The sequence below is a fragment of the Mucilaginibacter sp. P1_A3 genome, from assembly GCF_056406855.1.
Window position 1 is genome coordinate 595,590 of sequence record NZ_JBFTZJ010000002.1, and the last position, 20,347, is coordinate 615,936.

The window sequence follows — 20,347 nt, forward strand, 5'->3', positions numbered from 1 at the left end:
TATGAAAACATTTATAAGAAATATTTCAACAATCGCGATGCTGTCTGGAGTGCTGCTTACTTCATGTAAGAAGGACTTTTTGAATACAAAGCCATCGAATCAGGCATCAGCAGAGCTTACATGGTCCGATCCAAACCTTTCCGAAGCCTTTGTTACCGAGCTTTATAACGGCTTACATGATGCCGAACTTAACCAGGAAAGTATGGATTGTATCACAGATAATGCACTCTATAATTTTGGTAAGCAGGATATTATGGAGGCCAATATAAGTCCTTCACATTTAGGATGGGTAAACAATACCTATGAGTGGAATGAAATGTACGCCCGGATAAGATCAGCTAACCTTGCTTTAGAACAGTTGACCGTGTCTAAACTGGATAAGGCATTAGTTAGCAGGCTTATGGGCGAAGCTCATTTTATGCGTGCCTATTTTTACAATCAACTGCTGCGCTATTATGGCGGTGTACCACTTGTAAAGAATACATATACGCTTACGTCTCCTGATTATACTTTTGCCAGGAATACTTATGCAGAATGCGTTGATTTTATAGTGAGCGAGTTGGATGCAGCCAACACATCGTTAACTGGTCTTACCCAGGCAAAAGGGCGTGCTACAGCCGATGCCGCCGTGGCTTTAAAAATAAGGGTGCTGATGTATGCAGCCAGTAAGCTGCATACCCCTACTGGAGTGGCCTCATTAAAAAGCTTAGGTTCTTTTAAAAATCCCGAGCTTTTAGGTTATACAACCGCCGCTCATGATGCTAACTGGCAAAAAGTTTATGATTTGGCAAAGGCATTTATACTTAAAGGTGGATATGGTTATGCCCTTGATTTATCTGCTCCTGCCAGCGCTGCCGATGGCTTTACAAATTATCAAAATTCATATTTGTCAAGAAATGGCGGTGAAAAAGAGATAATTTTTGCTCGGTACTATAGCAATAGCAAAGATGAGTGGGGTGCGTGGTATGGCAGAAACAATTGTACCAACGGATATCATGGCTGGACATCAAGCGAGCCCACCCAAAATATGGTAGATGATTATGAAGCATTAGATGGGACTGGAAATGCAGTTAAATTCGACTGGAATAACCCTGCACAGGCAGCAGCACCTTATGCTAACAGGGATCCCCGTTTTTATGCGTCTATTTTATATGATGGTGCCCCATGGAAACCACGTACATCAGATGGAGCAGGGATAGACCCTTTTAATGAAATACAAATGGGTACTTATCAAACCGGCAGCTCCGCCAGTCCGGTAACTTATTTTGGTTTGGATACGAGAAATGGCCCTATCGAAAACTGGAACGGAACCCGTACAGGCTATGCCATCAGGAAATTTATGGATCCTAACCCGGCTATTGTTGATCAAAATACCCGTTCAGAAGTGCCATCGCCTTTAATTAGATACACTGAAGTTGTATTTAACTTTGTAGAAGCATGTCTTGAATTAAATAAGGAGGATGAGGCCAGGACATGGCTCAATAAAATCCGTTTCCGTTCAGGAATGCCTGCAATTACAGATGCCGGTGATGCACTGCTACAGCGGTACAGAAACGAGCGTAATGTAGAATTGATGTTTGAAGAACAACGGTTTTATGATGCACGCCGTTGGATGATTGCGCCAACAACGCTGGGCAATAAAGCAAGGATCATAAAAATTACAGCTACTTTAAAGCCAGGTAAAACGGTAAGTGTTTATAGGTATAGTACCGATAATTACAAATACACATATACGGTTCAGGATCTTGATCCAGGAGTTGAAAATCGTACCTGGGATGATAAAATTTATTTCCCACCTATCAGCCGCGATGAGATTAACAAAAACAGTAAGTTAATCCAAAATCCAGGTTATAATTAAAAGTTATAAAAAACTTATATATTAGAATGAAGAATGCCGGTAGTAAAATGCCGGCATTCTTTTAAATTTTTAGTCCATCAATTTAAGCGGCACCTGGTGAATACAAACATTAAATTATTTCCACATCTACTTTTTATCGTAATTATTGCATTAACAAGTTGCGGTCACCCAACCGAAAATAACGAATCCGGTGTAAACAACAGCAACCCATTATTTACCTTACTATCAAAAGATCAAACCCATGTAGACTTTAGTAACACTTTAACCGAGGGGTTAAATACTAATGTCTTGATGTATGAATACTTTTATAATGGAGGAGGAGTAGCTACAGGCGATTTAAACGGAGATGGCTTACTGGATGTATATTTTACCGGCAATATGACCGATAACAAACTGTACCTTAACAAAGGACATATGCAGTTTACAGATATTACCGCCATGGCCGATGTTGCAGGCAGACCCGGTCCCTGGAAAACAGGAGTTACCATGGCTGATGTAAATGGCGATGGCAAGCTGGATATTTATGTTTGCTATTCTGGAAATGTAAGAGCCGAGAAACGCGAAAATCAACTGTTTATAAATACCGGAAATGACAAAGATGGTATCCCACACTTTACAGAACAGGCTCAACAATATGGATTAGCAGATGCCGGGTATAGTACACAAGCTGTTTTTTTTGACTATGACAGGGACGGTGACCTGGATATGTTTTTATTAAATCATAGTCCTATTCAGTTACCTGTTTTAGATGAGGTTAATACGGCTGCTATCTTAAAAAAATCAAATTCGCCAAACGGCGTTCGACTATACAAAAACGACAATAACGTTTTTAAAAATGTTACGGAACAGGCTGGAATTAGCAGCTCAGATCTTACCTACGGTCTGGGAGCGGCAATAGCCGATATCAATGGTGATGGATGGCCAGATATTTATATATCCAATGACTATACCATCCCCGATTTTCTGTACATCAACAATGGAGATGGAACCTTCACCAACAAACTGCAATCTTCCCTGGGGCATACCTCACAGTTTTCTATGGGGAATAATGTTTCTGATATAAATAACGATGCCTTACCGGATATTTTTACGCTTGATATGCTTCCGGAAGATAATCACCGGCAAAAATTATTGTTCGCGCCGGATAATTATGAAAAATTTGGCTTAACTATTCGCACAGGTTTCTATTATCAATACATGCGCAATATGCTGCAGATAAATAACGGTAACGGCACTTTCAGTGAAATAGGACAACTATCGGGCATCTCAAATACCGATTGGAGCTGGGCTCCATTATTTGCCGATTATGATAACGATGGCTGGAAAGACCTGTTTGTAACCAATGGTTATACCCGCGATTTTACGAACATGGATTTTGTGAAATATATGGGCGATTTTTTGAAGGATAAAAGAATGATGCGCAAGGATATATACAATTTGGTGCAACAAATGCCATCATCGGAAGTAAAAAGCTACTTTTTTAAAAATAACGGCAATCTAACTTTTACCAATACAAGTGCACCATGGGGAATTACGCAGTCATCTAACAGCAATGGCGCTGCCTACGCCGATCTGGATAATGATGGTGACCTTGATCTGGTAACTAACAATATTAACCAACCAGCATTCATCTACCAAAACGAATCTGATAAACAAGTAAATAACCATTACCTGCAACTGAAATTGAATGGCGCAGTAAAAAACACGCAAGGAATAGGAGCAAAAGTTACCATATACATAAAAAATAAAAAGCAATACCTGGAGCAAATGCCGAGCCGCGGATTTCAATCCAGCGTTTCGCCAATTTTGCATTTTGGGTTAGGTACAGATAAAGTAATAGATTCTTTGCGCATAGTATGGCAACAGGGAAAAGAGCAGGTTGTAAAGAATATTAAAGCTAATCAGCTGCTAACTTTAAATGAAAACGATGCCGCTAACAGCCATCAAACACTGAATACAGAAAAGCCGATTTTTACAGAGGTTAATTCACCTATAGTTAATAAACAGGAAAAAAATAGCCTTAATGATTTTAAACGGCAGCCATTGATGGTAAACCCGCTATCGTTTTCGGGGCCATGTATTACAAAAGGAGATGTAAATGGCGATGGATTGGAAGATGTTTACATAGGCGGAGGCAATGGAGTGTCTGGCATGCTGTATCTTCAGCAACCGGGCGGTAATTTCAATGCAAAACCAGAAGCTGCTTTTGATGCTGATAAAAAAAGCAATGACACAGATGCGCTATTTTTTGACGCCAATGGCGATGRAAAACCAGATTTGTATGTATGTTCTGGTGGTTATGATAATTACATACCAGATGATCCTTTATTACAGGACAGGCTTTATTTAAATGACGGGAAGGGTAATTTTACCAAATCAAAAGATGCATTACCTGTAATGCGCAGCAGTAAAAGCTGTGTAAGGATGGCCGATATTAATGGCGATGGGCACCCGGATTTATTTGTAGGCGGTAGAGTAATACCAGGCAGGTATCCCGAAGCGCCTCAAAGCTATATCATGGTAAATGATGGCAAAGGTCATTTTACTGATGAAACCATAAAATATAACTCCGGATTAAACCATATAGGGATGGTAACTGATGCTGCATGGGTAGATATGAATGGGGATAAAGTACCTGATTTGATTTTAGTAGGAGAGTGGATGCCGGTAACTGTCATGATCAATAAAAATGGTAAATTGGAAAACAGCACTAATACTTATTTTGATAAACCCAATAGTGGCTGGTGGAATAAGATACTTGTTGAAGATTTTAATCATGATGGACATCCAGATCTGCTTGTTGGGAATCAGGGATTAAATACCCAATGCAAAGCCAGTGATAAAGAACCCTCAGAAATGTACTTTAAAGATTTTGATGATAACGGTGCCGTCGATCCTATCTTTTGCTTTTACATACAGCATCAAAGTTATCCTTACGTTTCCAGGGATGAACTTTTGGAGCAGATTAGTATGATGCGTTCGCGTTTTCCTGATTATAAAAGTTATGCCGATGCATCTCTTACGGATATCTTCACCGCTTTGGAGTTAAAAGGAGCAGGTCATTTACAGGCTAATAACCTGGCTACTACCTGTTTCTTAAGCGATAGTAAAGGCAAATTACATTCATCTTCATTGCCGTTACAGGCGCAGTTCTCCCCGGTGTTTACCATCACTTCTTTAGATTATGACCATGATGGTAAGCAGGATTTGCTTTTATGCGGTAACATTAATAAAGCCCGGTTACGTTTGGGTAAATATGATGCAAATTATGGAACCTTGTTAAAGGGGGATGGTAAAGGCCATTTTGAATATATACCTCAGTTACAATCTGGTTTTAAATTATGGGGAGATGTAAGAAGTGCAATCGAAGTTAACCACACTTTATTGTTCGGGATCAATCAACAGGGAGTAAAAGCCTATAAAGAATTTTAAGGATATGAAAAGAAAGGCTTTTTTAGCATTTATATTGTTTACGGCGACTATTTTATATAACAGTTGCAGTAATAAGAAACAGGTACAACCATCATTAACGAGCGCCGATATTACTAAAGTGATTGATCATATTACGGTTATTATGATCCATGATGTAACAAACCCGCCTTTGGCCGCACGTTTTTATTCTTATACCTGCCTGGCCGGTTATGAAGTTATAGCAGAAAATGACAAGAGTGTTAAAAGCATGCATGGCGTTTTAAATGAATATCCGGTTATAAAAAAACCGGCATTTGCAAACGGTTATGCTTATCAGCTAAGTGCGTTAATAGCAATGATGGAAACTGCAGGAAAGCTGCAGCCATCGGGGAGCTTGTTGATTAAATATGAGCAGGCTTTTTTGGATTCGTGCAAAAAAATAGGTTTTACAGATGAAGTTATTGATAGCTCCAAACATTATGGGCAGGCTATTAGTAAGCAGATCCTCGCCTATGTTAAAAAGGATAGATATAACAGAATTAGTAATTATACCAGGTATACTCCGCTTGGAAAGGATGGTGCCTGGGATCCCACACCTCCGGCTTATATGGCTCCGGTTGAACCTTATTTTAATACCATCCGTCCGCTTACACTGGATTCTTCCTCTCAATTTTTGCCAGCCCCGCCTATCCCTTTTTCCACTGATAAACAGTCTGCTTTTTATAAATTCATGATGATGAACTATAAAGCAAGCGGTAAAGGGTTAACAGATGAGCAACGAACAATAGCGGGCTTTTGGGATTGCAATCCATTTGCTGTTCAGGATAACGGGCACATGCTGATAGGCTTAAAAAAGATCTCACCCGGAGCACACTGGATGGGAATCACGGGTATAGCGTGCAAACAAACAAAAACCAGCTTTTCAAAAGCAATGGAGATTCATACCATGGTGGCTACAGCATTATTGGATGGTTTTATATGTTGCTGGGATGATAAATACCGAACTAATCGTGTCCGTCCGGAAACAGCTATCCGCAAGTATATTGATGTTAACTGGAAACCACTGCTGCAAACACCACCTTTCCCAGAGTACATCAGCGGTCATTCTGTGATATCATCAGCGTCGGCAGTAATTCTTACCCACTATTTTGGCGACAATTTTCATTATACAGATAATGTGGAAGTAAAATATGGACTTACCCCCCGTAACTTTAGTTCATTTAACCAGGCGGCTACTGAAGCTGGTATGTCTCGCTTTTGGGGCGGCATTCATTTTAAAGATGCTATTGATAATGGTATAATACAGGGTGTTAAAGTTGGCCAATGGGTATTGAGCAAATATAATGGTCAGGCTAAACACCAATAAAAGACATTCTTCTTCTAACAAATTATAATTCAACTACACTGTTGTAAAATATAAAGAGCCTTAATAATCCCAAACATGAAACTCAAACACCTTATACTACTTATAATATTCTTTTTAAATGTCATCAATACATTTGCCCAGACACATACGTTTGCAATGGGCGATGAGTCTTTTTTGCTTGATGGCAAACCATTCCAGATGATATCTGGCGAGATGCATTATCCCAGGGTACCGCGCGAGGCCTGGCGGGCGCGTATGAAAATGGCTAAAGCCATGGGGCTGAATGTTATAGGTACATATGTTTTTTGGAACCTACACGAACCGCAAAAAGGACTTTTTGATTTTACCGGCAATAATGATGTTGCGGAGTTTGTACGTATAGCACAACAGGAGGGATTGTGGATAATATTGCGCCCAAGCCCCTATGTATGTGCCGAATGGGAGTTTGGAGGTTACCCTTACTGGCTGCAAAATGAAAAAGGATTAGTAGTGCGGAGCAAAGAAGCAACGTATTTGAAAGAGTATGAAAACTATATTAAACAAATAGGCAAACAACTGGCGCCGTTACAAATTAACCATGGTGGTAATATATTAATGGTGCAGATAGAAAATGAATATGGTTCATATGGTAGTGATAAAGAGTACCTGGCCATTAATCAAAAGTTGTTTAAGGAGGCTGGTTTCGATGGGTTATTATACACCTGCGATCCTGCCCCCGATTTGGTAAAAGGCTATTTACCAGGCTTGCTTCCGGCTGTTAATGGATTGGATAATCCAGCCAAAGTCAAAAAAATTATAAAAGATAATCATGAAGGCAAGGGGCCTTATTATATAGCGGAATGGTATCCGGCATGGTTTGATTGGTGGGGTACCAAACACCATACTGTGCCCGCCGAAGATTATGCCGGTCACCTTGATTCTGTTTTGGCGGCAGGCATATCTATTAATATGTATATGTTTCATGGAGGCACAACCCGTGGATTTATGAATGGCGCTAATTACAAAGACGGAACACCCTATGAGCCGCAAATAAGCAGCTATGATTATGATGCTCCCCTGGATGAGGCGGGTAATGCCACGCCAAAATTTATGAAATTCAGAGAGGTTATACAGAGATACTTGCCATCTGATGTACACTTGCCTGCGGTTCCTGCGGCTAAGCCGGTAATCAGTATACCATCAATTAAACTAACGCAGGCAGTGAATTTACTGGCAACATTGCCAGCGCCGAAAGAAAACCTAACTCCCTTAACTTTTGAAGATTTGCACCAGGATTACGGTTTTGTATTATATAAAACCACCATTCAAGGAGGGAAAAGCGGCGTGCTTAAGCTTAAGGATTTAAGAGATTACGCTATTGTTATGGTAAATGGTAAAAAAGCAGGCACGCTTGACCGCCGGTTAAACCAGGATAGTTTAACACTTACACTGCCAGCCGGAAAGGTGACTTTAGAAATATTAGTTGAAAACCTGGGGCGGATAAACTTTGGTAAATACCTGTTGCAAAATAAAAAGGGGATTACCGAAAAAGTGCACTTTGCTGGTGGCGAGTTAAACCACTGGAAAATGTATTCGCTTCCGTTTAATAACTTAAGCAAAATTAAATTTAACAATGCGGCTGTTAATTCACAATCACCGGTAATAAGGAAAGGTGTTTTTAGCCTGAACAACGTAGCTGATACTTATTTAAATCTGAGCAACTGGGGTAAAGGCGTAGTTTGGGTAAACGGGCACAATTTGGGCCGGTATTGGAATATTGGTCCACAGCAAACAGTGTATTTACCTGCAGAGTGGCTTAAAAAAGGGAATAATGAAATTGTTATCCTGGAATTACTGAAACCCGGCCAAAATCAGCTTTCGGGAATAAGTAAGCCCATACTAAGCCAGTTGTTGTAATTCAACTAATACAATTCGCTTGGTATTATAGATGGTGCAGGGCTGATGGATTAGAAATCGCAGTGTGGTTTTTAATCCATCAGCCCTGATATTTGGATGATAAACGTTAGTATGGACGTGGAACCTATATTGCTGAAGATTTTTTTATAGATTCTGAGATTTTTTTCAGTGCTATAGCCAACTGGTTTTCTACAGTTTTTACAGACAAGTTTAACAATACAGCAACTTCTTTATATTTAAGGCCGTCCTCTTTTATAAGTCTGAAAATAAGTTTGCACTTGGAAGGTAAGTTATTGATAAAGCCATTCAGGGTATTAACACCTTCTTTACTGATCATCACACTTTCCGGATCAACAGTAATGTAGTTGTTTTCATTGAATATCGTTTCAATATCCTCATAAAGGTATTTGCGCTCGTTTCTTAAATGATTTAATGAAAGATTTTTCACAGATACATACAGATAGGTATTCAAATTTTCTATCTCAGTAAAAGTGTTCCTTTTCTTCCACAAATTGATCAGCACATCATGAACTATCTCCTCCGCGGTTTCATTACAATGCACCAGGGATGTTGCAAACCGGTATAATTTAACAAAATATTGCCTGTACAGGTCTTTAAAAACCTGCTCATCCTTAAGGTCTGTCCGCTCAAAACTTTTGTTGAGAATAACTTGCATAAGTAGGAGATACCCTGTTTATAATTGGTTAATAAAGGTAGAGTTTTTTTAATGATATATTAATCCCCAAGTAAAAACCTTTTTTTATAAAATATTTATTTTTCATTTGGGGGTTTTTAAACTTCTCTGTGTCTTGTATTATATGACATCAGAAGAAAAGATTTGGCTGCTCATTTCAAGATCTGTATCAGGAGAAATTTCTGCTGATGAGATTGATGAACTGGAATTGATATTCCAGGCCAGGCCAGAACTACGTGCTGAACATGAGAGTATCAGGAATCTTAAAACAACGGCTCCCGGAAGTTTTTCTATGGCAGAGCGCCGGGCTATGGAACGGGGCCTTGAAAAATTTGATGAGGCCCTGAACAATGAAAGCGGTTTCGCCGAAAAGCCACTGATCTACCACGGGCGGCTTGACCCGCTGCAGCGCAATACCCGTAAAAGCTGGATGATTGCTGCTTCTGTGACTATTTTACTGATGGCAGGCCTTTGGATTAAATTTTATACCGGTCATACTGATACGCCTATCCAGCAACAAGCCATTGTAACACCAAACGGAAAAAGGGTACACACTGTTTTACCTGATGGATCATCGGTTTGGCTTAACGCGGCATCATCAATTAAATTTGTTAGCAATCTAAACAACCTTGGTAAACGAGAGATTTTTTTAACCGGTGAAGCTTATTTCGATGTAAAGCATGATGCTCAACATCCATTTATTGTACATGCCGGCAAACTTAATGTTGTTGTTTTAGGAACCGCTTTTAACGTAAAAGCTTACAATGGCGACCAGTTTGTGGAAACAACCCTGATAAGGGGTAAAGTAGAGATCTTAAACGAGAACACGCCATCTGCTCATATAGTAATGTATCCTAATGAAAAGATTACTATAAATACAATTAAAAACACGGCTAAAAAAGTGTTGCTGATCAATAAAGCCACGATAAAAGATTCAATGATTGTATCCACTCCAGCGTCGGTTGCTTTACCGGATACCGCCATTGATGAAACGGCCTGGCTAAATAATAGGCTGTCATTTAAGCAAAAAAGTTTTGAGGAGATTGCTGTGCAGCTTGAGCGCTGGTATAACGTCAGGATAGTTTTTGATAATAATAAATATACTACAAAGAAATTTACTGGAACATTTAACAACCAGGGCATTAACGAAGTTATCCATGCTTTTCAGTATACCGAACCATTCCACTATTCAATAGCCAATAATCAGATTCATATATGGTAACCAGCCAATTAAATAAACTAAAAAGAGAAGAAAGGAACTATAAGATGAAATAAATCATACCAACCAAAATGTTTTATTAGTCCCAAAAAATAAGGAAGTGCGGGAACACTTCCTTCATTGGGGCCAGTGCATACAACCTAATATCTGGACGGATCTCAGGAATTTTATAAACTTTACTAACCTCAACAAATCAAAAGTATGAAAAAAACTTTTAGTTCTTTCATTAATCCTCCGTGTGTCAAAAAAATTCTTTTGTACGTGAAATTAACATGTATTCTGCTTTTAGTTACCCTTATCCATGTTTCGGCAAGGGTTCATTCTCAGGAAAAACTCGATTTAAATGTTAAAAACGTTAACCTGGAGAAATTTTTTGAACTACTTGAAAAAAGAAGTAGTTACACCTTTTTGTATAGCGATCAGGCTATACCCAATAAAGTCGTCAACATTGATGTTAAAGACTACACCGTTCTGCAGATACTTGATTTTACATTAAGAAACACCGGTTTATCATACCGGGTATTATCTGATAAGCTGGTAGTCATCACACAGTTATCTGCACCACACGTGGCAGATATTAAATTTACAGGTAAAGTAGTTGACGCAACAGGCGCACCGTTAATAGGAGCTACTGTAGGTTTAAAGAACGGTAAAAATATTGCTGTTACCGATGTTAACGGCAGCTTTGTTGTAACCGTACCCGAAACAGCGGTTTTAGTGATTTCCTATATAGGTTTTCAATCACAGGAAATAGCTGTTGCAGGCAGAACCACTTTAACCATTACACTTAAAGATGCGGCCGGTAGCCTTAATGAAGTTATTGTTATTGGCTACGGTACTCAAAAGAAAAAGGATTTGACCGGTGCCGTATCGGTAATTAGCGCAAAGGACATCAACGCGATACCTGTGGGTGGTGTTGACCAGATCATGCAGGGTAAATCTGCCGGGATATCGGTGAGCCAAAATACGGGAGCGCCCGGCGATGCCATATCTGTAAGGATAAGAGGAGTAGGGACTATAAATGATAATAACCCCCTATATATTATTGATGGGGTACCTACCAAAGATGGTATTAATGAAATATCACCGGCTGATATTGAAAGTATTAACATCTTAAAAGATGCTTCTTCTGCCGCTATCTATGGCGCCAGGGCATCAAATGGTGTAGTAATAGTTACCACTAAGCGTGGTAGTTCTGGCAAGGCAAAACTATCTGTAAGTGCTTATACTGGTGTTCAAACTGCAGAAAATCTTATTAAGATGGCTAATACATCGCAATATGTAACAGCTTACAATACCGCCGCAAAAAATGACGGACGGGCACCTATCTCTGATAGTCTTGCCAAAACATTTTCTGATGTGAACTGGCTAAAGCAGGTACTTAAGCCTGCGCCGGTAACCAATGCGCAGTTTTCAGTAAGCGGTGGAAATGATAATTCGCAATACATAGTATCTGCCAATTATTTTAACCAGGATGGATTAATAAAAAATTCATCATTTAACCGTTTTAACCTGCGTACTGCAATAAGCAGCACATTATCAAAATACCTTAAAATAGGTACAAATATTAACCTTGGTTATTCTAAAACGAGGCAGGTAGGTACATCTGGTGATGGATATGGAGATGGGAACCCGGGGCCAAGCGTTGTTCGGTATGCTTTATTCCGTACTCCTGCAACCCCTGTTTATAATGCGGCAGGTCAATTTGTTGATTTACCCGCTCATTATGATGTATTAGGCGATGGTATAAACCCGGTAGCGCTGGCCGATGCCACGAACCGCAATTTCTACAACTATACCATTTTAGGCGATGCTTTTGCAGAAGTGACGCCGATAAAAAATTTAAGAATTAAGTCTGACATCGGTATTAATATGATCCTGACGGATTATAAGCAATTCTTTGAAACTTATGGTATCGACCGATCTTTTAATTCTCCAAGTTCCCTCGCACAATCGCATCAAAACGAACTGAATTATAACTGGACGAATACAGCAACCTATGATTTAACCTTAGGTAAGCACGTGATTAATTTTTTAGCAGGTACAGAAACCATCAAAACAGATGTGCAGGCTTTATCAGCCTCCCGTACCAACTTTATTGATCAATCGTCTACCTTTCAATACCTGGATAGTGGTATCGGTACGCAACAAAATGGTGGTAACAGATCTGATGTTGGCCTTTTTTCATTATTCGGACGGATTGGCTACCAGTACAATAACAAGTACCTGGCAAGCGTAAACTACAGACGGGATGGGTCTTCGCAATTATCTCCCGCTTCGCGCTATGAAAGCTTTTATTCGGGCTCATTAGGCTGGCGTATTGATCAGGAAGATTTCATGAAGGATATTAAACCCATATCAACGTTTAAATTAAGGGCAAGCGTTGGGCAGTTAGGGAATTCTTCCATCGGTAATTATCCATACGCATCGCTTGTATCCGGTGGTTTTTATTACCCTTTCGGCGGCACATCCAACCAGGGTTATAGCATTGTTCAGAAAGGAAATCCAAATATCAAATGGGAATCAAGCACACAGGAAGACGTGGGGGTAGATTTGGGCTTCTTTCAGAATGCACTAACACTTACCGCAGATTATTATATCAAAAATACCTCGAATGTATTGTTGAAGCTGCCTGAGCCAAGTAGTGCAGGAAATGGCGGTAACCCAGCAGTAAATGCTGGAAAAGTGCGCAACAGCGGGCTTGAGCTGGAACTTGGTTATCGTGGTAATATCAATAAAGACTGGAGCTATTCCTTAAACGGTAATTTTGCTACGGTGGTTAACAAGGTTACATCGCTTGCTGGTGGACTACCAATTGTTGGTGGACGTATAGATAATAACTATTATGCAACACTTACGGAAGCGGGGCAACCTATTGGCTCATTCTACCTTTTACAAAAAGAAGGTATTTTTCAGAATGCTCAACAGGTGTTCACACATGCTTACCAGGGACCTGGTATTAAACCGGGCGATGTGATGTACAAGGATATTAACAATGATGGTGTTATTGATGAAAAGGATCGCTCATTTGTAGGTAGTCCAATTCCTAAATTCACATATGGCCTTACAGCTAATATCCAGTACAAAAACTTCGATCTGAACCTGTTTTTCCAGGGAGTATATGGCAACAAGATTTACAACCAGGTACTTACAGATATAGAAGGTTTTTACCGACCATTTAACATAACTGAAAGAATAGCAACCCAAAGCTGGACAGGACCAAATTCAACAAATGAATTTCCGCGTTTATCATGGTCAGGGGGGCAAAATAATAAGATGCCATCAACTCGTTTCCTTGAAAGCGGCTCTTACTTAAGGCTTAAAAATATCCAATTGGGATATAAACTGGGTAAAAATGCCTTAAGTAGCCTTAGCATATCATCTTTAAGGATATTTGTTAGTGCTCAAAACCTGCTCACTTTTACCAAATACACAGGTCTTGATCCCGAAATGTATAGCAACAGCAACAATTCTGGCGATGGTGACCGGGCGGTAGGTATTGATTGGGGAACTTACCCATCAGCACGTACAATCACTTTTGGTGTTAACGCAAATTTCTAATCTAAATTTAATTAAGAGATGAAAGCAAAAAATATTATTATATATACTACCGCCGTCCTTGTTTTTATGAATACGGGATGTAAGAAGAATCTGGAGCAACCTATTTCGGGACAATACCAGGCAGATAAATTTTTCACGTCAGATGCTAATGCAACGTTGGCTGTAAATGCTGCCTATAATCCGCTTACTTTCACAGATGCTTCTTCTAATGCCATATGGGTATTGGGCGATGTGGCATCTGATGATGCGATAAAAGGAGGAAACCCTGGTGATCAGGCCGATTTTCAAAGCATTAATGATTTTAACATCTTATCATCAAACTCAGCAGTTGAAGGCGTTTGGAAAAGATATTACGATGGCATTTTTAAATGTAACGTAGTTACCGATGGATTAACAGATGCAAATAAAGCAGTATCTGATGATGTTAAGAAAAAAGTAATTGGACAGGCTCAATTTTTACGGGCTTACTATTATTTTAATTTAACTGTTGCATATGGCGATATCCCATTGCATCTTAAAGTAGAAACTCCCGAGGAGCTACAAAGCCCGGCATTGCCACAGGCGCAAATTTTTGCGCAGATAGAGAAAGATTGCCAGGCAGCTGCCAACAGCTTGCCAACAACCTGGGGTACTACTGATCTGGGCCGTGCAACAAAGGGTGCAGCGTTATCACTCCTTGCTAAAACCTATCTTTTTGAAAAGAAATGGGATTTGGCAGCATCTACAGCTAAATCAGTTAACGATTTAGGGATTTATAGCTTACTGCCAATTTTTGCGGATAACTTTAGGGCAGCGACAAAAAACAATGCGGAAGCTGTTTTTTCTATTCAGCATGCAACTGGTTTGGTGCCATTTGCCGGAAATACCTTGAATCAATGGTTCGCTCCGCGTTCGCAAAATGGCTATGGATTTTTCTATCCAACACAAAGCCTGGTCAACAATTTTGAAAAATCAACTGGTGGCGTTGATGACCCAAGGCTTGACTACACAGTGGGCAGGGCACCCATGGTTTGATACCAGTTTTGACCCTGCATGGACTTCTACCGGATATTTAAGTAAAAAGGATATTCAGCCGTTAAGCGAAATTCCAACGTCTATAAAAGGTGATGGTAACTTAAATTACCAGGCCATCAGGTTTGCAGAGGTTTTGTTGATTGAGGCTGAGGCTTTAAATGAAAAAGGAGACGCTGCCGGAGCTTTAGCGCCTTTGAACCTTGTGCGCAAAAGAGCACGTGAGAGTTATGTAAATGATAAAACACTGCCCGGATATGCCGGCGGAGTTATTCCGGCTGGTTTATTACCAGATATAACAATTACCGACCAAAGTCAGTTGCGGGATGTTATCCGCAAGGAAAGACGCTCTGAACTGGCGCTGGAGTTTCATCGCTTTTTTGATATTATACGTTATGGTTCAGCTTACGCCAACGATGCACTTAAAGATGTGCCTAACTTTAGCTTTAGCAGTAATCAGTTTTTCCCTATTCCGCTAAGCGAAAGGCAAACCAATTTAAAATTAGGTAAGTAACGGTAACACTTAAAAATATTATAAAATGAGTAGATTCAAAAAATCGTCAGCAGCTTTCATGGTGATGATAGCGTTGATAAGTATATTTCAATCCTGTACAAAAAGTGCGGATAAACCCAATTATAATTCTGACAAAACAAAGCTGGGCTTAGCCATTGATTCGGCAACTTTATTGTATACGGCTACGGTTGAAGGCAGTAAACCAGGACAGTACGCTGTAGGTGCAAGAACCGATCTTAAAACAGCTATTGACCTTGCGGCAGGTGTTAAAACAGGCACATTTACCCAACAGCAGGTAAATAATGCGCAGGCAAATCTTAATCGCGTTTTAACGCAGTTTAAAAGCCGGCTTATCCAGGAAGTATCTGCAGCTAACCTTATTGCACAATGGAAATTTGATGGAAATGCCAATGATGCTACCACAAATGGCCATAACGGAATGTTAAAAACAGGTATAATTGGTCCCGGTAATGCGCCGGTAGATGGTAATACGCTGCCAAAGTTGATTGCCGACCGTTTTGGCAGGACAGACAAGGCCTTCGATTTTAATAACGGAGCCTATATTGAAGTTCCGTATGACATCACATTAAACCCTAAGGAGTTTACAATAAGTATTTGGATAAAAAGGCATAGCACTTACTCCGACAACTATATTATGTCTTTAAATCGTTGGAACGGTTTTAAATTCCAACTGCAAAGCAATAATTTTTTATTCATGACTTTTCATGCTGATAACGGCTACCATGATGTGGATGATAATCCCGGCGCTGTACCATTAGAGGTATGGACTCATGCAAGCGTTTCCTATACCAACGGCACTATGAAGTTTTATGTTAATGGGGCCCTCGTGAAAACCGCAGCTGTAACAGGTGCTCCGTTAACTCTTGCCAATCCTGTTAATCTTACAATAGGGCAACAACTTCCTAAAAGTTTGATTACCACAGATCAGTCAAGTGATTATGCCTACTATGGTGGCTCATTCTTCAATGGCTCAATGGATGATCTCCGTTTCTATAACAGAGCCTTAACAGATGCCGAGGTGTTATCGATCTATACTATTGAAAGTACTTTATAGCTAATATCAAAAGGGTGGTAATATAAAGCCACCCTTTTTTGATCTTAACCAATCTTCTATGAAAAGTTATACCATATTAATATCCATTGTAGCAGCTTTAGGCGGCCTGTTATTTGGCTTTGATACAGCTGTAATTGCCGGTGCAGTACATTACTTAAAACCTTTTTTTCAGCTTAACGATGCGGAAATTGGGTTAGTTGTAGCTATGGCATCTATTGGATGTATCCCGGGGGCGTTGTTTGCAGGCGGTTTGGCAGATAAGTTCGGCCGTAAAAATCTCATGATCGTAACTTCCCTTTTATATATTATTGCCGCATTAGGAAGTGGTATTGCCGGCAGCTTTGTTCAACTGGTTATTTATCGTTTTATCGGGGGGATAGCTATAGGTATGGCATCAACCCTTGCGCCTATCTATATATCAGAAGTAGCACCTCCCTCATTCAGGGGAAGGTTAGGTATGTTGCAGCAATTAGCAATTGTTACCGGTATTTTGCTTTCCTTTATATCCAACTATTTGATAGTAAATGCCTCTTATACATTTTTAAATAATGATAATTATTGGCGCTATATGCTTGCCGCCGCCGTGATACCATCGGTGATATTTTTTATCCTTTTATTACTTGTGCCGGAAAGTCCCCGATGGCTGGTATCCAAAAACAAAATTGCTGATGCCAAAAAGGTGTTTGGCAGTATTTACTCAGAAGAGGAAAGTTTGGCACAGGTAAAAATGGTAACAGATGATATCGAACCAGAAAGTACTCCGGCACTTAAGGATGTATTTACACCACGCTTCAGAAAGGTGGTGATAATAGGTTTGGTGTTTGCCTCCATAGCACAGCTTACAGGTATTAATATTATATTTTACTATGCTCCGCTGATATTTGAAAAAATACATTTTGGGGGGAGTGTTTTATTTCAAACCATATTAACAGGTATTGTTAACCTGATATTTACTTTACTTGCCTTTCCGTTGATAGACAGACTTGGCCGTAAAAAGCTATTACTTTCGGGCTCAGTTATTATGGGGCTATGTATGTTCATCTTAGCTGCGTTATTTTATTTTAATCTGTTGCAAAATTATTTTGTGTTACTTACCATATTCATTTACATCGGTGGCTTTGCCTGTACCTGGGGTGTGGTGCTTTGGGTTTATGTGGCAGAGATATTTCCCAATAAGATTCGTGGAACGGCAACTTCCATTGCCGTATTTGGTAACTGGGTAGCAAACTCCATTGTTTCGTTAACTTTCCCGCTCATGCTTTCTCAACTGGGGCCTGTAATCACATTTGGCCTTTATGGAATAATTAATATCAGCATGATTTTATTTGTAAGTCGTTATGTGTTTGAAACAAAAGGTGTGCCCCTTGAAAAAATTGAAGAATTATATGCCAATATTTAACAAACCATTTATGCTGATTAATTTAATAAAGATCGGAAAGATTTTGGCCCTTGTATTAGTGGCCCAGACATGCTTAGGTCAATCCAATAAAAATATTTTACCCTCATGGGCTTTTGGCGGGTTTGAAAGACCTGCAAATATCAACCCTATTATAGCACCCGATACCAGCACGAGGTTTAAAGACCCGGTAAGCAACAAGATGGTACCGTGGGAAGCAAATGATACATTTAACCCGGCCGCAGCTATAAAAAACGGTAAAGTGGTTGTAATGTATCGCGCGGAAGACCTGTTTGGTATAGGAATCGGTTTTCGCACATCCCGTTTAGGATATGCGGAAAGCAGTGACGGCATTCATTTTAACCGAAAAAAAACACCGGTACTTTATCCGGATAATGATATTGCCAAGCAATATGAATGGCCTGGTGGGTGTGAGGATCCGCGTGTAGCAGTTACGCCCAATGGAACATACGTTGTGTTTTATACCGAATGGAATCGTAAGCTGCCTCGTTTGGGTGCTGCTACCTCTAAAGACCTGGTGCACTGGAAAAAACATGGTCCTATCTTTGAAACCGCTTACCACGGTAAGTTTTTTAATATTGCAAGTAAGTCGGCATCCATTTTAACAAAAGTGGTAAATGGAAAGCAAGTAGTGATTAAAATTAATGGTAAATACTGGCTGTATTGGGGAGAGCAACATGTTTATGCTGCTACATCAACCAACCTGGTTGACTGGGCGCCGGTTGTGGATAAAAATGGCGAATTGAAACAATTGATATCCCCCCGCAATGGTTATTTCGACAGCGATTTAACGGAATGCGGACCGCCGGCCTTGATGACAGAAAAAGGTATCATCTTATTTTATAATGGTAAAAACAAAGCAGATGATAATAGGGATAAAAGGTTTAACGCTAATTCGTATTGCGCAGGGCAAGCTTTGTTTGATAAGAAGGATCCTTCTAAAAATATTACCAGGTTGGATGTGCCTTTCCTGCGACCTATGGAGCCATTTGAAAAAAGCGGACAATATGTTAACGGTACAGTTTTTATAGAAGGCATGGTTTATTTTAAAAAGAAATGGTTTCTATACTACGGCTGTGCCGATTCAAGGGTAGCTGTTGCAATATATAACCCATCCATGCCAGCTTCTGCAGATCCTGTTGAAGATAAGTAATAACAAGGGCAACGGTTTAAACTAACGATAGATGCGGCCTCACTAATTTTGAGTCATAGGCCAGACGTATATAAATAAGTATAGACTGTTTTTACCAGTAGATTTTTTCGTGCCGCTCTCCGTGGTGCAACAACGGCTTTGGCGTTATCGCTAAGGCCGTTTGTGTATTCTCCATAAAAGTTTTCGGGCAATTCACTTATATTACTTCCAAAATCGTATGAATTGTTTATCAGAGTAATCATGTGCAATAGGCATTTTAAAACGGCTCAAACTTTACAATTTGTGTGCATTATTCGCATTTTTTTTATCGTGTAGAAAAATAGATATAAATTGTGTTTCAAGCCCAATCGCAAATGAAATCAAAAATTTATGATTTAATGTATCCATTGATCAATGATGGTAGTGGAACATATGAACTTGGTGATTTAAATGCCTACATTGATAAAATCATCGAAAAGGGATGTTTAATCTCTATAATGGAGAACGATGTTTTACTTGCTTTTTTAGCCTACTACGCTAATGATTATGAAAATAAGCTTGCTTTTTTATCAATGGCGGTAGTTTCACCATCAACGCGAAAAATGGGGTATGGAAGAAGGCTGGTTGATTTTTGTTTTGTGGATTTAATTTATAAAGGTTTTAAAAGATGCCTTACTGAGGTAAAAGCGAACAACCTGGCTGCGTTGAACGCTTGTAAAAAGTTGGGATTTATTGAATTGGAAAGAAAAGGTCCGTATATAATTTTGGAAAAATTATTATAGTAGTTATCCTTAGTTACTGAATTGATCTCAATCAATTCAGTACAGCTCTCTTCATGACTCTACTCTAAGACTCTACTCTAATAAGGATAGCTTTTATCCGTGCATTTTGTAGCAGTTAAAAATAACTCTAGGAAATAGGGATTGTGAGCTTTCAATCCTTTTTTGCTTTTCCGTCTTTGCGAAATAATGTTTTACTATATATATAACGGTATGGTATCCTGTGAAGAATCCCCCGTTTCCCCGCATAATTCCTATTGAATAGCCATTGGTAAAGTTTTTCAGATTGATTAATAAGGAGTTAAGCTTACAGGTTAAGTAATTGTTAAAAACAGCTTGCGTAATTGTAAAATCGGCGTACCTTTGCAGCCCGCAAACGAGGAAGCGGGGATTGTTCTTAGAAAGGTTAAGAAG

The 20,347-nt window shown here is 39.5% G+C and carries 14 protein-coding genes; 12 read left to right on the top strand and 2 right to left on the bottom strand.

The genetic code is table 11. From position 1 onward, the window contains the following. Position 1: 1 nt before the first annotated feature. The 4 genes from AC1D0K_RS06605 (at position 2) to AC1D0K_RS06620 (ending at position 8,531) form a co-directional block, all read left to right on the top strand. On the top strand, positions 2 to 1,858 hold the full coding sequence (locus AC1D0K_RS06605; RefSeq protein ID WP_477463025.1) for a RagB/SusD family nutrient uptake outer membrane protein: 1,857 nt from the start codon (positions 2 to 4) through the stop codon (positions 1,856 to 1,858). A gap of 96 nt (positions 1,859 to 1,954) precedes the next feature. Continuing rightward, complete coding sequence (locus AC1D0K_RS06610; protein WP_477463026.1) at positions 1,955 to 5,290, top strand: VCBS repeat-containing protein; 3,336 nt, start codon at positions 1,955 to 1,957, stop codon at positions 5,288 to 5,290. A 4-nt stretch (positions 5,291 to 5,294) separates the two neighbouring features. Further along, positions 5,295 to 6,635 carry a vanadium-dependent haloperoxidase gene (locus AC1D0K_RS06615; protein ID WP_477463027.1) on the top strand — a complete coding sequence of 447 codons (1,341 nt, stop codon included), beginning with the start codon at positions 5,295 to 5,297 and terminating at the stop codon, positions 6,633 to 6,635. Between the two features lie 75 nt (positions 6,636 to 6,710). Then, positions 6,711 to 8,531 carry a glycoside hydrolase family 35 protein gene (locus tag AC1D0K_RS06620; RefSeq protein WP_477398864.1) on the top strand — a complete coding sequence of 607 codons (1,821 nt, stop codon included), beginning with the start codon at positions 6,711 to 6,713 and terminating at the stop codon, positions 8,529 to 8,531. A 124-nt stretch (positions 8,532 to 8,655) separates the two neighbouring features. Here AC1D0K_RS06620 and AC1D0K_RS06625 read toward each other — a convergent pair whose 3' ends face one another. Further along, positions 8,656 to 9,207, bottom strand: a complete 552-nt coding sequence (locus AC1D0K_RS06625; RefSeq protein WP_295712015.1) for an RNA polymerase sigma-70 factor — start codon at positions 9,205 to 9,207, stop codon at positions 8,656 to 8,658. 142 nt (positions 9,208 to 9,349) lie between these two features. On the opposite strand from AC1D0K_RS06625, the gene AC1D0K_RS06630 reads away from it, so the two are divergent. From AC1D0K_RS06630 to AC1D0K_RS06660, 7 genes are all read left to right on the top strand, one after another. Next, positions 9,350 to 10,447, top strand: coding sequence for a FecR family protein (locus tag AC1D0K_RS06630; RefSeq protein WP_477398867.1), 1,098 nt, complete (start codon positions 9,350 to 9,352; stop codon positions 10,445 to 10,447). A gap of 258 nt (positions 10,448 to 10,705) precedes the next feature. Further along, entirely contained in the window at positions 10,706 to 14,005 is a 3,300-nt protein-coding gene (locus AC1D0K_RS06635) for a SusC/RagA family TonB-linked outer membrane protein (protein WP_477398869.1), read from the top strand. A gap of 18 nt (positions 14,006 to 14,023) precedes the next feature. After that, a complete protein-coding gene (locus AC1D0K_RS06640) occupies positions 14,024 to 15,019 on the top strand; it encodes a RagB/SusD family nutrient uptake outer membrane protein (RefSeq protein WP_477398871.1) in 996 nt (331 codons plus the stop codon). Next, a complete protein-coding gene (locus AC1D0K_RS06645) occupies positions 14,973 to 15,530 on the top strand; it encodes a RagB/SusD family nutrient uptake outer membrane protein (RefSeq protein ID WP_477398873.1) in 558 nt (185 codons plus the stop codon). Before AC1D0K_RS06640 ends, AC1D0K_RS06645 begins: the two co-directional genes overlap by 47 nt. 25 nt (positions 15,531 to 15,555) lie before the next feature. Then, positions 15,556 to 16,605, top strand: coding sequence for a LamG domain-containing protein (locus AC1D0K_RS06650; protein WP_477398875.1), 1,050 nt, complete (start codon positions 15,556 to 15,558; stop codon positions 16,603 to 16,605). Between the two features lie 58 nt (positions 16,606 to 16,663). Beyond that, the gene (locus AC1D0K_RS06655) at positions 16,664 to 18,004 is read left to right on the top strand and encodes a sugar porter family MFS transporter (RefSeq protein ID WP_477463028.1); all 1,341 of its coding nucleotides are present in this window, start codon (positions 16,664 to 16,666) and stop codon (positions 18,002 to 18,004) included. A 10-nt stretch (positions 18,005 to 18,014) separates the two neighbouring features. Next, positions 18,015 to 19,175, top strand: coding sequence for a glycoside hydrolase family 130 protein (locus AC1D0K_RS06660; RefSeq protein ID WP_477399803.1), 1,161 nt, complete (start codon positions 18,015 to 18,017; stop codon positions 19,173 to 19,175). A gap of 53 nt (positions 19,176 to 19,228) precedes the next feature. On the opposite strand, the gene AC1D0K_RS06665 is transcribed toward AC1D0K_RS06660, so the two are convergent. Further along, complete coding sequence (locus AC1D0K_RS06665) at positions 19,229 to 19,417, bottom strand: hypothetical protein (protein ID WP_477399805.1); 189 nt, start codon at positions 19,415 to 19,417, stop codon at positions 19,229 to 19,231. A 111-nt stretch (positions 19,418 to 19,528) separates the two neighbouring features. On the opposite strand from AC1D0K_RS06665, the gene AC1D0K_RS06670 reads away from it, so the two are divergent. Next, on the top strand, positions 19,529 to 19,936 hold the full coding sequence (locus tag AC1D0K_RS06670) for a GNAT family N-acetyltransferase (RefSeq protein ID WP_477399807.1): 408 nt from the start codon (positions 19,529 to 19,531) through the stop codon (positions 19,934 to 19,936). The last annotated feature ends 411 nt before the right edge of the window (positions 19,937 to 20,347 follow it).